This is a genomic window from Xanthocytophaga flava, assembly GCF_030068545.1.
Classification (GTDB): Bacteria; Bacteroidota; Bacteroidia; order Cytophagales; family 172606-1; genus Xanthocytophaga; species Xanthocytophaga flava.
Genome location: NZ_JASJOR010000014.1, coordinates 218,686 through 236,809, shown reverse-complemented (window position 1 = coordinate 236,809; position 18,124 = coordinate 218,686). Strand labels below are relative to the sequence as shown.

General features: G+C 35.8%; 9 protein-coding genes and 1 pseudogene. 7 read left to right on the top strand and 3 right to left on the bottom strand.

From position 1 onward, the window contains the following. Positions 1–476 (bottom strand): annotated as a pseudogene (locus tag QNI15_RS21075) (hypothetical protein); the annotation flags it as partial. A 1,365-nt stretch (positions 477–1,841) separates the two neighbouring features. Here QNI15_RS21075 and QNI15_RS21070 point away from each other — a divergent pair. From QNI15_RS21070 to QNI15_RS21040, 7 genes are all read left to right on the top strand, one after another. Next, positions 1,842–2,624 (top strand): RHS repeat domain-containing protein, encoded by a 783-nt coding sequence (locus QNI15_RS21070; RefSeq protein ID WP_314033369.1) that lies wholly within the window; start codon positions 1,842–1,844, stop codon positions 2,622–2,624. Between the two features lie 103 nt (positions 2,625–2,727). After that, a complete protein-coding gene (locus tag QNI15_RS21065; RefSeq protein WP_314033368.1) occupies positions 2,728–7,146 on the top strand; it encodes a DUF6443 domain-containing protein in 4,419 nt (1,472 codons plus the stop codon). A 3-nt stretch (positions 7,147–7,149) separates the two neighbouring features. Next, the gene (locus QNI15_RS21060) at positions 7,150–7,785 is read left to right on the top strand and encodes a hypothetical protein (protein ID WP_314033367.1); all 636 of its coding nucleotides are present in this window, start codon (positions 7,150–7,152) and stop codon (positions 7,783–7,785) included. Between the two features lie 31 nt (positions 7,786–7,816). Further along, positions 7,817–11,290 (top strand): hypothetical protein, encoded by a 3,474-nt coding sequence (locus QNI15_RS21055; protein WP_314033366.1) that lies wholly within the window; start codon positions 7,817–7,819, stop codon positions 11,288–11,290. Between the two features lie 107 nt (positions 11,291–11,397). Then, a complete protein-coding gene (locus QNI15_RS21050; protein ID WP_314003336.1) occupies positions 11,398–13,029 on the top strand; it encodes a leucine-rich repeat domain-containing protein in 1,632 nt (543 codons plus the stop codon). A 62-nt stretch (positions 13,030–13,091) separates the two neighbouring features. Then, positions 13,092–13,733 carry a hypothetical protein gene (locus QNI15_RS21045; protein ID WP_314033365.1) on the top strand — a complete coding sequence of 214 codons (642 nt, stop codon included), beginning with the start codon at positions 13,092–13,094 and terminating at the stop codon, positions 13,731–13,733. A gap of 156 nt (positions 13,734–13,889) precedes the next feature. Further along, positions 13,890–15,425, top strand: a complete 1,536-nt coding sequence (locus QNI15_RS21040) for a hypothetical protein (protein WP_314033364.1) — start codon at positions 13,890–13,892, stop codon at positions 15,423–15,425. A gap of 409 nt (positions 15,426–15,834) precedes the next feature. Here QNI15_RS21040 and QNI15_RS21035 read toward each other — a convergent pair whose 3' ends face one another. Together QNI15_RS21035 and QNI15_RS21030 are read right to left on the bottom strand one after the other, a co-directional pair. Beyond that, positions 15,835–16,806, bottom strand: a complete 972-nt coding sequence (locus tag QNI15_RS21035) for a nucleotidyl transferase AbiEii/AbiGii toxin family protein (RefSeq protein ID WP_314033363.1) — start codon at positions 16,804–16,806, stop codon at positions 15,835–15,837. Between the two features lies 1 nt (position 16,807). Further along, entirely contained in the window at positions 16,808–17,563 is a 756-nt protein-coding gene (locus QNI15_RS21030) for a DUF6088 family protein (protein ID WP_314033362.1), read from the bottom strand. Positions 17,564–18,124: the final 561 nt, after the last annotated feature.

The following is an 18,124-nucleotide window of genomic DNA, read 5'->3' as shown; positions in this document are numbered from 1 at the left end:
ACAGCTACATTCTTGTCCACAGCTACATTCTTGTCCACAGCTACATTCTTGTCCACAGCTACATTCTTGTCCACAGCTACATTCTTGTCCACAGCTACATTCTTGTCCACAGCTACATTCTTCCGTATTCCATTATAAGCCACTATCATCAGAATATTGCACTGATAGGAGCCAAAGTCCCATTCAGTTCGATCGATGGATAAACTAATCTTGCCTCTAGGTAAAAACAAGGTCAATAACAGACATACTTGCTGATAATCAAATGTGTACTCTTTAAAAAAAGCCTGAATTCTCCGTTGGGCAGATTCAACTTTTGACTTGGATTCCATATGAAGAGCCACCTCCTGAAACTGTACTTTTCGACTTTCTATCAAGCCTAAGACAAACGAAGAAATAAATTTTTTACGGGCTAGATTCTTCGCTAACGGGACTTTGTCTAAAATTTTGATAACTTGCTCACTGATGATTGTTTTCATCCTCAAAGGTTGGTTTGGTGGCTTGGTCGCTCCAAATTTCAACCTTTTTGTTTTCTATTGCTAGTTTTCCTCGGGTAGAGTACAATAAGCCAACAAAGTTTATTCAACAATCTGTAAATAAACCTTCTTCTTCATAAAAACAACTTATCTATTATTTAATGCTTATTACTATGTAACGATTCCCCGATGGACTAAAAAAGAAATGATAAACAGCATGTAGATCGATAAAAACTTAACTCCTCTCTTGTATAATTCCTAAAACTAAACACTTTCTATTCTGCACTTTGTTTATTAGCTATTGTTTGTATTGAATTGTTAATGAATAGATTTTGTCGAAAGTCTTTCATTGTATAAAGTGAGTGTTAACATTCTGATTCAATTTGATTTGTTGAATTTAATTAACGCTAAATAATTTTATGTAAAAATTCTACGGTAATTAAATAAGTTATATTGACTATTTATTTGATCAATATCTATGAAACAGTTTAACCATTTGCCTGAAAGAAAATAGTTGCAATCATCAGTATGTTTCTTGGAAAGCTTCAGCAAAAAGAAACCAACAGGAATTGAAAAGTAACAAGCTTTTTGATTTGTGTGTACTTGATAACATTCGAAAGTGGGAGTGATCGGGCTAAAAATTAGTAATCAATATGGATAGTTGGAAGAGAGATATATGAAATTACTCAACCTATCAGAATTCTTTCCCTTTCTTTATTACTATACTATGTATTCTTGGATTTTCTACTTACATGATTCTTAAATCTTAATAACCTAAAACTGACCTACTCTCAATTGCCCATACGTTGAGTAATTATCAGTTTAATGATAGAATTAAAACTCTCTTATTTAAATATTTCCAGATTAGATAAATAGTATTCTATTCTTCTTAAAAGAAAAAGAGACTTGCTCAAAACAAAGTCCATAATAAGCCTATTTGAGTATCAGTTGATATCAAAGAAGTAACATGCAAAATTTACAAGTGCATAGCTATCTATATGGCATATATGAATAACAAACCATTACACTCTAATTTTCTGCAGTTTAACTAGACTTTGACTAGTGCCAAATTTTTATTTCTTACATAATATATTAATTACTAATTTAAATAATTTAATGTATTTTTATAATATATTTCATAAATGAACAATGACTAAGGTTTTTTGCATTGACTATCAATAGGTTATAAAAATCAAGAATTTTCTAGTAAAATATTTATAAATAATTGATATTAACATATAAATAACTTGTATCTTTGCATGAACTAATATGCAGTATCAATACTATGAATTATAGTTTTTAATAATAAAATAAAAATACCAATTATTTTGATAAATTATATAACAACCACTCTCAAATTCTGATTATATGTTCAATATTAATTTCATTAAATTTAAGTCAGCATTACTATTTATTCCTTTTCTATCATTTTATACTTTTACAAATTCATTAAGTAACATTGATTCTAGCTTTCAGTTAAACCAAAAGTCAGCTATAAGTAAACCTCTATTAGCTCAAACAAAACAACAAGAGTGGTTTCAAACTCCACATGCATCCATATATGGTTATAACAACTCTTTACTTATTGCTCAAGTTGCTAATGCCACTTTAGACCAAGTGGCATTTACAAGTTTCGAAAGCGATGATAAAGGGTATTGGAATTATAGTGGTACAGTGATTAAGCCTACAGCAGGACTTGTACCTGGAAAAACTGGCAATAACTATTATTCACTTTCAAGTGGTGCTATAACCCGAAGTAATCTACCTGCTGGACGATATATCATTTCTTACTGGACAATTGGTTCTTCTTCTATATCAACTATTACCATTAGCGGCACTAATCTAAGCATCATAAGACAAAAAAGATATGCATATGTGGGTAATTATACTTTTTATGAACATATAGTTTCACTTTCAGCTACTGGATCTGTTACTCTTTCCGGACCTGCAAATGTGGATGAAGTCCGACTTCATCCTGAGATAGCAGCTATGATTACTTATACTTATAGCCCTCTTGTAGGCAAAACATCTGAAACCGATGCGAATGGTAAAACCATTTACTATGAATATGATGAATTTAACCGTCTCCAGTATATAAAAGACCAGGAGGGAAATATTATAAAACGGGTAACTTATGTATTCAAAAGCTAATCTTATCTTCTGCTTAATTGCTTAGTTTCAGAGTTTGAAACGTCTGCCTTTTTTCCTTTATCTATATATCGTCAGATTATATTATTACCATCCAACCTATTTTATGATTAATTATTCCCAGTTAAAGATTGCTTTGCTGAGTGTAGCACTTATAATGTTATCTTCATTGAAAGCACAAGTACGGAATTATACTCGTGTTGAGAATATACGAGTTTCCGGCGTTAAAAATGGATCTCAAATAGATGCTCTACCTGTCGAAAGCAAACGTGTTAGTTTCAATTACACAAATGATTTAGGAAGGCCTGCTCAGAAGGTAAGCTGGCAGAGTTCTCCTACAAAGACAGATGAGGTTAAATACTTTATATATGACTTGATTGGTAGAGAACAATTCCAATATATGCCCTATACATCAACTACTGCTGACGGTAGTTTCAAAGCGGATGCATCCAGTAGTCAACCTGCATTTTATCAATCATTAAAATCAGATAATAAAGCATATTTAGAAACTCGCTTTGAGTTATCACCTTTATCTAGAGTACTGGAACAGGGCTCGGTAGGGACTGCATGGCAGCTAGGTGGGACTGATCCTAAAACAACTAAGATAAGTTATAGTAAAAATACTGTAAGTGAGATACGAAAATGGAAATATATCTATTCTAATGGGACAACCTATCATGTAGCAGATGGGAATGCCTTCTATGATGCAGGTGAACTTTCTGTTACTCAGACAACAAATGTACAAGGTCTGAAATCGATAAAATATACAGATAAAGAAGGCAAGTTAATTTGCATAAAAGAGCAACGAGTCAAAGGGAGTGAATCTTCGTATCTAATAACCTACTATGTATATGACCAGATAGGTAATTTATGGTTTACCTTACCACCTGAAGCAATTGCCAATCTAGCAACAATAAATTATACATTCTCTTATCAAGATGCATTTTGCAGAAAGTGGGTGTTTGCTAATATATATGATTCCCGCTTCCGTTTACTAGAAAAATCCGTTCCTGTTAGCGGATCTTCTTCCACAAGTGGTGTTACTTATTTTGTTTATGATCCACTTGACAGAATAATTCTTACACAAGATGCTACTGAGCGAATACAAAAAAGATGGTCATTTATTAAATATGATCAGCAGGGTAGACAGATTTTATTAGGTCGTTATACTCATAGTTCAGCTATGTCACAGGTAGGAATGCAGCAGTTTATAGATAATTATTATGTTAGTAATCCAGCTTTAAAACCTTTTGAGTATCGTTCTAATGCAAACTTTAGCCTTTTACATGGATATACCAATCAGGCTTTTCCAGTTATGCCTACTATACGCACAGCAGATGAGAGTAATTTTATTGGATGCATCCATTACTATGATGATTACGATTACAATTATAATGGAATAGAATTTGAGATTAACAATGGAGAAGTTGCTTTTGCAACCAGTGCTCCAACAGGAGCAGTTGCGCTCCCTTCAGACTTTACATTAATTTATGGATCTGCTAGAAATAAGAAGACAGGCAGTAAACTGATCTTAAACAAGTATGCTGCATATGATAATACTGCTTATCAGCTTGAGAGTATGTTTTATGATAATAACGGTAGACTTATCCAAATGAGTAGTCGTCTCTCAAATTCGTTAACTGATAAAGAAGAATTATATTTTATACAGTATGATTTTGAAGGAAAAATTGTAAAAAAGGCACAATATCATAATGGAGGGTCACACGCATTTTTTAAGCGTTACACATATGACCATGCAGGAAGATCCAAAGATATTTATATGCAGGTGAATGCTGAACCTGAACAAAAATTGGTAACCTATAATTACAATGCAGTGGGTGAGATGGTACAAAAAGTAATAGGTAACAACTTACAAACTATAGAATATACTTATAACATCAAAGGCTGGCTTCAAAGCATCAATGATGCTGCACTTACTGATGCAAGTGATCTTTTTGGTATGCAACTCGATTATGAAACAGCCCCAAAACCCATGTATAATGGAGCCATCGGAAAGCAAACCTGGCGAACAGCTACCGATGGACGTTCACCTGCGAATATCAGTCGCACCTATAATTATACTTATGATGGTCTTACCAGACTAACAGATGCAACCTATTCAAGTAGTGTTTCAGGTGAAGATTATAGTTTGTGGACAAGTGGGTATACTGATAATGGTAATCTTTTAGATTTGGCTCGAAAGAATTTAATTAGTCGTACTCCCAATGGAAATGACACCTATGGATATGTAGATTTACTTACTTTTACATATCAGGGAAACGCGCTCAAAGCGGTGGATGATAATAACTCTGCAAGTCCTTCGCTTGCCAGAGATTTCAGGGAAAAAAGTAAGTCAACCATTAATCCAACAGAGTACAGCTATGATGAAGCTGGTAGATTAAAAGCAAATCTAAACAGTGAAATTTATGCAATTGGATACGATGATGATGATAGACCTGTGTATGTAACAGGAGAAGAGCATGAATTAAATGGTGAGTATTACAATAACTATTTATTTAACTCATATCTCTATAGTGGGGAAAAAAAATCATCCAAAATAACAATTGACGGATCAGATGTAAAAATTACTGACTACAAGGGAGGTGTCGTTTATGAAAATAATGTGATTCAGTATCTCCCACATGAGGAAGGGCGGGTCCTCTCACCACAAGTTACTGGTAAATCAACCTGGACATATGAGTATTTTTATACAGATCACTTAGGTAGTCTACGTGTTGCATTCCGACCGGGAGAAAACGTTTCTTATTTAGCTTCAATGGAAACCGAATCTGCTCCAGCGTGGAGCAATGCATCAACTCCTATCCGCAATAATGAGCAAGCTTTTTCAGGGAGTTATTCGGCCAAGCTGACAACTGTTAATCCACTTGGACCTTGGAAAACAATTAAAGTGGGGAAAGGAGATAAAATTACAGTGCGTGCGAAAGCAAAATATACTTCTTCTCCTACTAGTAATAATGCTATTTCTCTGGTGACCTATGTCAATGGTTTAGGGTCTCAGCCCACAGAAACAGGTAATAAACCTCCACTTCTGAGTTTAGGATTAGCCATAACGCCACTGGCCATTAATAGTGTACAGAATACAATTCCTAAAGCTTACTTAGAATATATATTGCAAACGTCAGAATCTGAAGTCATTCAGAGCAAGCGCCAATATATTACTAGTGCAGCTGCTAACAGCTGGGAATATCAGGAGATGAGTTATGTCGCAGAAACAAATGGATATTTTCAAATTCTGGTTGCTAATGAGTCTGATAAGCCTGTTTGGTTTGATGATGTAGAGTTAATCGTACAACAAAGTATGATTTCTCAGGAAACACATTATGATCCGTTTGGAGTAGAATTGGCAGGAATCGAGAAGAGAGATAATCCGGAAATGGACTTCAAATTTCAGGGAAAAGAACTCATTGATGATATAGGTCTTTATTGGATGGATTTTGGTGCTCGCTATTATGATCCTCAATTAGGGAGATGGCATGTAAATGATGCAATGGCTAGTGAAGCAGGACAGGAGGTGTATTCGCCTTATGCCGCAATGTTGAACAATCCTGTTTCTACGATTGATCCGGATGGTAATTGTCCTATCTGTCCTTTTATTATCGCAGGTGCAATCATTGGTGGTTCACTAGGAGGTATAAAAGCAGATATGGAGGGAAAAAATGTATTGGCTGGAATTGGAAAAGGATTGGTTATTGGAGCTGCTTCAGGAGTAGCCAGTTACTTTGCCCCAATAGGGTTTTTGCCAGGATTTGCGTATGGTGCAGGAACTGGTGCTGTATTAGGGGGAGCAAGTGCAGCACTTGATGGTACCAACATAGGCAGAGGTGCTTTAATAGGAGGAATAACAGGAGGCATAATGGGAGGAATAAGAGGAGGCATTGAAGCTGTAAAATTAGGTGGGGATTTTATGACAGGCCAACGTCCAATTCACGACTTTACGGCTGAAGAGATTGAAAGCCTTTCTCTCAGTGGAACAGGAGTTGGGGATAAGCCTGTGAAATATGATGAGGCTAGCTTAAAAGCCTTTGCTAAAAAACAGTTCGAAAATGGAAGAGGATCTTTGACTATGAAATATATGCCTGCAAAATATAAGATGCACCCTGATAATGATGGATCATGGTTAAATCCAGATAAGCCTGACAAAAAAATATTAGGAGCAACAATGGCCCGTGTTTGGAAACATGGTCAAATAGGAGGTAATATATATATATCTAAAGCGGCTTTTGTTTCAGAAAAACAGCTTTTTATAACAGTCGGACATGAATATACCCATGCACAGCATGCATTTGACAGATTACCAATTCTATATAAGAAAGGTGATGGTTATTATGATAATTATGATGATATGACTGAAAGAGCAGCGTATGAGTGGACTTTAAGAGCTGCGGCTGAAAATAAATGGTATGGAATATATAATGATTATGCACCTATATTACAGCTAAATCAATATAATATGACTGTTCCAGACGTTTTTAAAAGTAGAATGACCACAGTTTTCACTCCTTAAATCATGAAATATATAATATTATTTTTACTAACAGTCTTACAGATCTCCTGTAAGACTAAAAACGCTTCACCAGATAATGTGATAGAGGTTAAGCTAGGGATAGATATAGTAAAGATAAAAACTCATCCAGCTTACAACAGCGGACTGATTCTATCTGGCTTAATCAAAAATATGTCTGGCAAGGATATTATTGTTCCCAAGCCTGATTTTAAAATATATCAAGTGGGTAAAGATGGAATACCACAGAGATACGATTATTTGAACAACTTTGGTCATGCTCTTCCTGATGGTTTTCTTTCAACCTATGATACTACCTATCTAAATACAATGAATAAGAATGAGAAGTTAGGAATTACAATGATTGAAGAAATGCCAGGAATAATGGCAGAAAGAGATCGATCTTCTATACAAAACCGTCTATTGGCATCCTCCTTACTTTTTTTAAGAAAAGGACAACAACTTCAGATTAAGATGGGAGTAACTGGCTTACAAAGCATGAACGGTCAATATAAAATTGTTATTACCAGCTCAGAATCTTCGTTAATAAAAAGATCTCACATGCCAGATGGTTATAATGGATATACTTTTATACAACCCGTTATTCTTTCAGACACTTTCAATCTGGCTATTATTAAATAATTGACTTAATTTTCTACATATTATTGAATATATGAGACCCCGTCTTCAACTTATTAGTTTTTTTGCATGGCTTATTGTATTCTATAGTCAGGCACAGGATATATCTACAACTTCTCCTACAGTTAAGACATTTACTTCAAATCCTGGTAAGGATGGAGCTGCTACAAATACAGTGAATCTATTTACGGGAGATGTAGCATTGCCTTTAAATTTAATTTCATTGCCAGGAGATAATGGCTTAGATGTGAATTTGTCAATCTCTTATAGTTCAAATGTTCAACGTCAAGTAAATACCTGGAATTTAGAATCGCCTACTGGTATTTTAGGATTAGGATGGTCGATGGATATACCCAAAATCATAGCAGATCATAAGATGACAGGAGCTAAAGATGATGATGAGTTATTTCTCATGGAGGCTGGTACCTCCTATCGATTGATCAGAACAGTCTCTGGTTCTGATGCACAAGGCAATTTTAATGCTTATCAGACTAAAGTGTATCAACTTTGGAAAATCAAATATTATCCAGCGTTAGAACGTTGGGAAATAATTCGTGAAAATGGAACTCGTTATGTTTATGGTGATAAGAACTCAACACGGCAAACCATACAATGGGTAGTTAAATGGGGAAATTGGATCGGAAATAGTGCTCAGGTTATAGGGCAAAGCCAAATGGCATTTGCATGGAATCTTTCTGAGATTAATAATTTATGGAATCAAAAAATAACATTTGAATACTCAAACATAGAGCAATTTGTGGGTAGTCAGTCTGGACAAAAACATACAGAAGCTTCTTATCTAAAACGGATTGTGAATGCAGAAGGTAAGAAGATCGAATTCTTTTACAGTGACAAAGCAACACAATTTTATACGGAACCACACACTGAGAAAGTTGAGCCTGATGCCTATCAGGAGCTTTATGAAAAACAATATCTGGATCATATTGATGTATTAAATGAAACAGGAAGCAAATTTATTTCCTTTGTGTTTGGTTATGGCGTTCTTAATAATGGAACCTCAACAGCAAAGATGCTTTTAACCTCTATTGTTCAGAAGAACACAGTTGGCAATAGTCTTCCTGGGATGCAATTTAGCTATTATACTAGTGGTGCAGTAAATGGTTTTTTACAGACCATCACTTATCCAACAAAAGGAACAGTTACCTATACGTATAAAACTGAGCAAAATCTATTGACTAGGTCTAACCGACAGAAAACAATTACAGCTCCTAGCGGGTATGCAGAAGCAAAGACATGGATTGGAGAAGACTATGTAATAGTTTCATGGAGACAGCTAAATGGAACTAACCATGATGCTGGTTCAAGGCCAGTAAAATTGTTTGTTTATCAGTGGGTAGGTGAGTGGAAGGAACAATTTTTGATGGATGCACCTGGTGTTACTCTAGAAGGAGACGACTTTACAAAAGATTATTCTACTACAAATCAAGGTTTAGAGATAGCTGTACAAAAAAACTATTTTGCCGTAGAAACAGGGGGGAAAATTACAATATATTACAAAGATCTCTCTAATCGGGGCAACTGGCTGAACTATTCAGGAATAGCATTAAACAGATTTATCCCTGGTGATAATTTTTTACTTGCCCATACTACTGTCGCAGGAAGGAATGCAACTTTGCTTTATACATTTTTGGGAGATAGCTGGCAAGGTGGTGAGTCTGATCCCACTTCTGGTACTTCTACTTGTTACTATACTGCCAATGGTAATTACTACATAACTCATAATATTGGAGATCCTCCTATGGAGTTAGCAAACCCAGATAGAGTACAGTTTGCTTATTTAAGTGAAGATAAAATATGGAATTTCAAAACTCTTACTGACGCTTCCTTTAGTCTTGAAACTCAAAAAGGTGCGAGTTATTGGTATTCTTCAAATACAATGGCGTTAGCGATGCTTGCTAATAACTCTGAATGGGTATACCGATGGGACGAAAGTTATGCTAACTTTTATTTAGATAAGAAAGACAAAGACAATAATGATCTAATCGGCTCAGTTACTGATACACGTCCCGTGTATATGATTAACAACAGCATGATTGGTATTGATGGGAGAATAATCCGTTTTGATGGAAATAAATGGTATAGTGCTTCTATTAGTTCAACACATAACAGTCCATATGGGTTTTATTTTTCTTATGGAGAAGATTATGTTGTTCGGCCAATTGAATATGTCCCAGCCTCCACTAATTATAAGGGAGGACTTAAGGTATTTGATCCAAATAATCTTGTCTGGAACTCTGATATTATTATGAGTGGAGCAGATCAAGGACGTGATTTAGCTCACGCAGGTATTGACTCTTATTTCTCAGGAAATGGATTTTATTATAAGCAGTCAAATGGTACCTGGGTGAAAAATCTTACTTATTCTAATGCTTCTACTCCAGTTATATGTTTAAGTGCATATCCGAGACTGTATGTGTTAGCAGCTTCTTATCCATTTAGAGTAATAGAATTAAGAGCTATGAAAAATGGTCAGGCTCTTGCTCCTTATACAATACCTAATGCTAATTTAGTCTATTCATATCGCAAATTTATCAGTAATGGTTTCTCTAGCCAGACAATTATTACATATCCAAGTAGTTTTTCTGAGCCAGAGAATGCAACCTCATTACAGCTTAACCGCTTCATAAATGATGATATTACAGGCCTTCAAAGTGATTATCCTGTAACTATGATTACTGAATATGATGGTACACAATATAGGTATACAAGTTTTGAGTATGATTTTAACTCTGCTACTCTAGATGTAAATGGGACTATTGCTCAATATAATAAGGTTAATATTATTCCGGGTAGCAATTCAATAGCAGTCAGACCTTTTGGATATAGTACCCATTATTTTTATAATGGTTTATCTGCAACAGAATTAGGCATCACTCAGACTGACTTACTATGGTCTGGACTTCCATACCAGATAGTCCATTTTGATAATAATGGAAATCAAGTTTCTATCCAAAAAACTACCTATACAACTTATAAAAACATATTAAGGAATACTAATGGTTCAAAAGTAGATGTTGCCTATTATATCAGACCAACACTTACAAGTAGTATTGTTGATGGAATAGAAACAATCACAACTCAACGGTACAATGATAAAGGACAAGTGAGCCAGACAACGGTCTTGGATTATGATTCTAAGACTGGAAATACTGTGTCCCCAAGTAAAGCCGATTCTTATTATTTCTATTACTGGGAAAAATATGATGCCAGTATCAATAATATCTATTCCCCGGTTATACAAACCATACAAGCTGTTAGCAGTGGAAGTGAAACTATTTATCCTGAAATAACTGCAACAACGTGGAAAAGTTGGAATGGGGTGCCTGCTCCGCACAAAAGTTATATATGGAAAAGGTCAGGAACCCAGATTGTTTTTGATTTTGCCAACTGGTCAAATTTAAACGAACCCTCTTCTGACTGGATTAAGGTGACTGAGGTAAATGCGATAAATGAGAAAGGCAAAATCATACAAATAACACAACGTTAGGAAAAGTTAGGAATGTAAAACAGCGGCTCCAGATAGATACATCTACTCACTTATTAAGGAGTCGCTGTTCATTATGATATCCTCCACATCTTTATTCTGATTTAATCATGAACTTTATTTCTTCAATATCAATATTAATAGCATTGAGTCTATTTTGTATATATTCTACACAAGGACAATCTGGGAAGCAGTTGCAAAATAAATCAACTATAACTTCTATAAATAGGCTAGACACAACTCAAGCAAAAGCCATAATATTCACCTCTCTTGAAAGTGCCTTACAAAAACCTTCACAAGTATACATACTTGTCATAAGTGATTCTGCCCAAGCCCATTCTCACCAACTGAGCAAGCTAAAAAACTTACAAGTACTTAGTTTGACCTCTTGTAAGCTAAAATCGGTGCCTGCTTCTATTATTTATTTGAAGCAACTACAAGTATTAGATTTATCAGATAATTATTTACAAAAGTTACCAGAAGAACTATTTCAAATTTCTACATTAAAAGTATTGCGTTTAAACAATAATAAAATTGATACCTTATCGCCTTCAATTAATCAACTTAAATCACTTAAAACTTTTCATATTATCAATAACCGGCTTTCTGTTTTACCTGAATCAGTAAAGCAAATGCCATTGGAAGATCTGCAGGTTCGAGGAAACCGATTAAAAGACTTAATTTCTTCAAAAGAATTGAGTAAAACCCCTATGGTTCAAAGTTTAGAGGAAGGACTGAGAAATCCAGAAAAAGTTTATAAGTTAGAATTAAGCGGAATTATTTCTTTGTCTGGGGATGATGTTAGGAAATTTGTAAATTTGCAGGAATTGACTTTAAATAATACCTATGTAAAAGAACTACCAACTGAAATTGGTGAATTGACTCACTTGCAATCACTTAACCTTGTAAATACACAGCTTACTTCACTTCCCTCATCAATTGGAGATCTTACAAATCTGGAACGAATAAACGCCAGTATGAGTAAGTTAGAATCTCTTCCAACACAAATTGGTAAATTAAAAAAGCTTTCAAGCCTTGAATTAGTGAACAATAATCTCTCATTCCTTCCTGAAGAAATAGGTGAACTCAAAAAACTTAAGGCAATTAATCTAACCCGGAACAAACTAGAAGAATTACCCAGTCAAATAGGGAATCTATCAGAGTTAAAATCTTTAAGTTTGGGAGAAAATTCACTTACTAGCTTACCTAAGCAAATTTGTAATCTAACTCAATTAGAAAAGCTGAATATATTTTCGAATAAACTTACAGAGATTCCAACACAGATAGGAGATCTTACTCATCTTACTTTTCTCAATACTGAAGATAATCTAATCACAACACTTCCCGAATCAATAGGTAAACTTTCTAATTTAACTGTATTAAAAGCAGGCAATAATCAATTATCCACCTTGCCTCAATCATTAGAAGGCCTGATAAAGCTGCAAAAATTAGATTTAAAAAATAACCAATTGAAAGATGTTTCATCAATTGGAATGCTGAAGGAACTGAAAATATTGAATGTATCGAATAATCAATTATCTGGTTTACCAGAAGAAATGAGTGAACTTTCCAATCTTACAGCACTTGATGTTTGGGGAAACAAACTTACGAAGATGCCCTCTGACTTAGGAAAACTTCACAAATTAGAGCATTTAATTTTTCAACCTGATTGGATGAGTAATTCTCAACTTCGCGTTTTACGTGAACAACTTTCTGGTACTATGGTCCCCATTCGATTTTAACAAAATCAGAAATCAATTATAACAAAGTTTACCACACTATACCACTCTAATCTATCTTTACTTTGGGAAATGTTTATTTGATTATAAAAGCTAACTTATTTCTTATCTTGGCTCTGTCAGTAACTGATGTATTCGGGCAATCTCAAAAGAATGAATTGGAAATCTCTGAGCTTAAACTGCACGAATATAAACATGACGATTCTATTTATGTTATACGTCAAAACAAGTCAACATCAAAGAAAACAAAACCAGGATGGTTTAATAAAATATCTTTAGGAGGCAACTTTGCAGCACAGCTTTCTAATCCATTATTAATAGATATTTCACCAACTGTTGGGTATAAGTTTACAGATCGTGTTATTGCAGGTACAGGACTTACATATATTTACTCAAAAAGTAAATCTACAGGCATTAAACAACAGAACTCTATTTATGGAGGACGGATATTTGCTCAATATGGATTGCGAAAATGGATTGCCTTGAGAGTTGAAGGAGAGGCACTTGATATAAAAGATCTTGCCGATCAAGAAAATAATCGTAAATGGATATTAAATCCACTTGGCGGAGCAGGAATTATTTTACCTGTTGGAAAGCAATCAGGATGGAGTATTTTTGCATTATATAACTTCACTTATTATACCCATCCTTTAAATCAGCAACTCTACCGAAGCCCCTGGATTATTCGAACAGGAATATCATTTTAGGTTACAAGTTCACAGTTATATATTAGTGGTTTTGAGTTCCAGAGTCTGATTATTCAGATTTGCAGGTAAGGAAAACAGTTGGAACAACTACAACCAGACTACTTAAAGCAGTTGTTTATCATTGAAAGATAATTTATAAAAAGGAAATTTGTAAAAATGGGAATTTTCGCCAAAAATAGATTCATAAACAACTATCTGCGGGGCATTTTAGGCTTGTGTCTCTGGATGGGCATTGAACCAACTGTCCAGGCCCAACAACCTTTGCAGATTAGCCTGTCCAAACAAACCCTGACCTTTGATCCAAATCAAAAGGGAAACCCTCCTGCTTTCCATATTATTCGCGTGGTTGATGCCCGCCCGTTGAAAACCCATATTGGCGTTGTGCAGCGGGGGCTGGTAAACACCAAAGCACAAGCTTTCCTGCAGGGAGGGGTGGAAAAGCAGTTGCTGGACTTTTTTCACCGTTCTCTGCCACAACCGTCTCTCCCACAATCAAATGCATCCCTTCCGCTGATTGTAAGGGTAAACCAGCTTAGCATTGCCGAAAAGACGACATTCTCTTCCGAGACGGCCACAGCCGCGGTAGTGATTGATTTCATCGGCTCAAAAGACGATTCATTGCATCTGCTCTACCAGGCCTCCTCTCTGGTTACAAAAGGGGGGTTGGATGTGACGTCTTCCCATGATGACAATATTGCTCGCGCTCTGGGTGAGTGCATGGAGAAGTTTATCAACTACGCCAGCCCTTATGACTGGCAATCATTGCTGGCCCAGTCACTTTACCTAAGTGAAGGCGAGTTGTATACACCCATGATCAGCGAAGACAAACTGCCTAATATGCCGATTTTTCAGAACACCGTTCTGATGCGTGGCATTTATCATTCTCTGATCGAATTTCAAAATAATTCCCCTTCTGACCAACAGCCCTTCATTACCCAGACCCGGGATCGAAACGGCCGTCAATGGAATGATGTGCAGAAGGTGACTCCGTATCATGTTCTACCCGATGGATCGAAGAAGGAAGTCAAAAAAGTGTGGGGGTTCTCCGATGGCGAGAGTGCATACATTTATTTCCAGAAAGACTTTTTTCCACTCAGAAAACAGGCAGGCAGTTTTATCTTTGATGCCTATGCGCCCGTTGATGGGGCCAGTGTCGGTGCGGCAGGGGTAATGGGTGGTGCCATTGGAGGCGCCATTGCAGGGGCAGCAACAGCTAACCGAAGACAAACCTATCAGCTTGACGTCCTGACCGGTCAGATTACCGAATGGGACGAAAACAACTACATGGCCCGTTTGCAAGCCCGCCATACCTCCGGTGGGGATAATTCTGGTGGGGTAGCTAAAATCATCCTCTATTACAAAGGCGGCAAAGCATCCACCGATCAACCTGTTACCATTCTTTTCAGAACTAATTCGGATACGCTTACTGTTAGCCTGAAAGTTGATTCGTTCATCGAAGTTCCCTGGCAGGATCCTTTGTCAGATTTAAACGTATGTGTACAGGGGACCATTAATCCTTGTTACCAGTTTGTGGCTGATCTAACTAAGGTTAACTATCTGGAATATTTACCCACAGCAAAAGGAAAAGATGAGGTTATCATCCGTCAGGTAAATGCTCAGGAAGCAGAGTTTTACCTGAAAAAGATTCGGTATACCCAGGAACGAAATCTGAAACGGCAAGCCAGAAAATAAATTAACTTGAGTTATAGATCAAGCTGTTTATCTTATAATACAACAAGATAGTGTGACAAATATTAATCTGGTCCCAGTCTGGCTCCTTTAAATAGTATTGCAGATAGGCCCTTCATCTATTCATGTATAGGCTTACCATGTATAGGATTATGTTTTAATTCTGTATACAAAACACCCTATAGTACGAGTTTTCTCAAGATTTGCACCTTCCAATTCAGATAAATACCAGGTTTCTAAACAACTAGCAACCTGGTATTTATCCTATGAATGTGAGTAATAGCATTGTAGTACTAGCATTATAGCCCCAACAACTCAAATACTCAAGCAGCAAGCATGTGACTAGTGTCTTTTTATCATAAAAATTTAGAGGTTTATTTGGCTGATTGCTATTGAAGTACAGATACTACTTTCACATTATCCATTGAATAGACTCCAAACGAGTAGAGACTTTATGTAAGGAATCTGTAATTTCCTCTTCCTTAGGAAGATTACCAAAAACCAAGTCTTTGAAAGTAGTATGATAGGTATTTCGAATTTGAGGCCATATGCTATCTGTTTGTGAGAAAATGACTGCTGTTGCAGGGTGATTTGATAACCAGTTATTGTTATTCCTGTAACTCAACACATCATCACTACCTACCCTATGTAACATATCTTCAAAGGCTGAATCAGCAAAGAAACTTCTCAAAGCCTGATCTTTAAGCATCATATGAATATCATAGGCGTGACGAATCTTATTACTTAGGTCTGTAATGGGATCATTCGTAAAAGAAAACCGAACCAGACTCATGATCTTTTCACACAAGGTTCTTTCTTTACTTAAGACTTTAACAGGAAATGATTGAAGCTGATACTGTTCAACAAGCTGTTTTTGCCCATTGGCCAACATCATTTCAGCGATGTAGCAATTCACTGTTGCAGAGGTATTTGGCTCAAAATTACCTAACCATGTAGACTCTACTATAATGGTAGATCGAACCTGGCCCATACTTCCGCTAAAACCTTTTATATACTGATGTGCCGTTTTTCGATTCTTACCCATTTTGGTAGTAATTCCTTCTATTTCAATTTCAGGTAAGACGCCTGACACACATTCAGTTACTTTCTTGTTTTTGGCCTTCAATTGGTTGTCACTTTCACCTTCCTGACGTAGAACGGACAAGTCTATATCTTCAGAGAAACGCTCTATGAGTTGGAAACATTTGGATAATGCAGTTCCTCCTTTAAACACAATCTGGTTTCCTATCTCGCTGGTAAATAAAGTATATAGAGCCAGCGTTACCCAATAGTCTTTTTCGATATACAGCTCTGACAATTTTTTTTGCTGCGCTGTATATACTATCGCATTTTCAAATAGTTCGTTATTTTCGTGTAAATGCATATTATTTCAAGTTCCAATTTTCAACTGTGGGCAATAAGTCTTTTGAAAGACCATAGGTATAAGTGGATAGTGGATTTAAGCTTTCCTTTAACACTTCCAGTTCCCGTACTCCATGCTTACCTACTTGATGAATGGTTTCTAAAATAGCTGTTTCTAAAATAGCTCCTAAAAATGCTCTCACCCGTGGAGGATAATGTAATGCATACTTGAGTAATTGTCTCTTCTCTTTGATGGCCAGTTTGTTTAACCGATCTTTTAAAAGAGCAATACCTGCTTTTTTATCTAAATCCGGAATTTGTTTAAAATCCTTTAAAGCATCCAAAAGTTCTAATAACGGGTAGTTTTCATCCGTCACATCTACATAACTTTTCACCGGCTTTCCTTTCAGACTACCAATAGAAGCAAAAATTCTTTTATCTCTACTGGCAATCTTAATAGTTGCAGGTACTTGTGTGGTTAAACCCATACGATTGTACAACGTTGTACCCGTTATATACGCTCTCCTTTTTCCATCGTCAAACAGATATGGCTTAACTAGTTCTTCCTCTTTGGGTCTGATCTCTCCAAATACCGTTTGCTTTGGCTTATAAAAAATACCGGTCGAGACACGTTTAATAAAGCCTTTTCCAATCAATCGTTCCAGGGCTTTAGCCGCGGAAAAGTATTCATGCGGCTCAATAGCTAAATCACTATAGCAAAAGGTAGTACCTTCCGAAATGCGGCTTAACTGCTTTACTAGTTTTTGAGCTGTTTTCATAGACGACATATTTTGCTTTCAAAGATACTAAAATTTCTAAAATGTCAAGTATTTTGCGCAAAATACTTGACATTTTATAACATAATTAACTCATAAACAATATAATAAACCAAAGACAAGAAAACACTAAAACCTGCGAATATGAAATAGATAGTTGGTTAAATTAACCAATATTATCAACCCAGCAGTTACAAGACCCACCTAGCATTAGCAGTGACCACCAATGACAAATCATTTGCCTTCTGCTACTTGGCTTCTTTCACGTTGCCCTTTACAAAATAGTAATGACTTTGTACAATTTGGAACATTTCGCTTTGTACTACTACAAGTAAACTAAGTTTCTCTTTTAAACTAAGTTTCTCTTTTAAACTAAGTTTCTCTTTAAAAATCGGAAGCGTAAAAATAGTGAAGGGAAAAACTCCTATCAGCCGTCAAAGAAAAAGAGATAAAATTCAAACATGTCTACATTCTATTCGAAGAAATTCTTGGAACGCACGTTTAAGACATGTTAGTCTCCTCAACTCCGTGGAACATTTCGTGGAACATGATTAAACCAGAAAT

Excerpts from the sequence above, each read along its gene's own strand:
- QNI15_RS21070 (WP_314033369.1), top strand. The coding sequence starts at position 1,842 with ATGTTCAATATTAATTTCATTAAATTTAAGTCAGCATTACTATTTATT.
- QNI15_RS21065 (WP_314033368.1), top strand. The coding sequence starts at position 2,728 with ATGATTAATTATTCCCAGTTAAAGATTGCTTTGCTGAGTGTAGCACTT.
- QNI15_RS21060 (WP_314033367.1), top strand. The coding sequence starts at position 7,150 with ATGAAATATATAATATTATTTTTACTAACAGTCTTACAGATCTCCTGT.
- QNI15_RS21055 (WP_314033366.1), top strand. The coding sequence starts at position 7,817 with ATGAGACCCCGTCTTCAACTTATTAGTTTTTTTGCATGGCTTATTGTA.
- QNI15_RS21050 (WP_314003336.1), top strand. The coding sequence starts at position 11,398 with ATGAACTTTATTTCTTCAATATCAATATTAATAGCATTGAGTCTATTT.
- QNI15_RS21040 (WP_314033364.1), top strand. The coding sequence starts at position 13,890 with ATGGGAATTTTCGCCAAAAATAGATTCATAAACAACTATCTGCGGGGC.
- QNI15_RS21035 (WP_314033363.1), bottom strand. The coding sequence starts at position 16,806 with ATGCATTTACACGAAAATAACGAACTATTTGAAAATGCGATAGTATAT.
- QNI15_RS21030 (WP_314033362.1), bottom strand. The coding sequence starts at position 17,563 with ATGAAAACAGCTCAAAAACTAGTAAAGCAGTTAAGCCGCATTTCGGAA.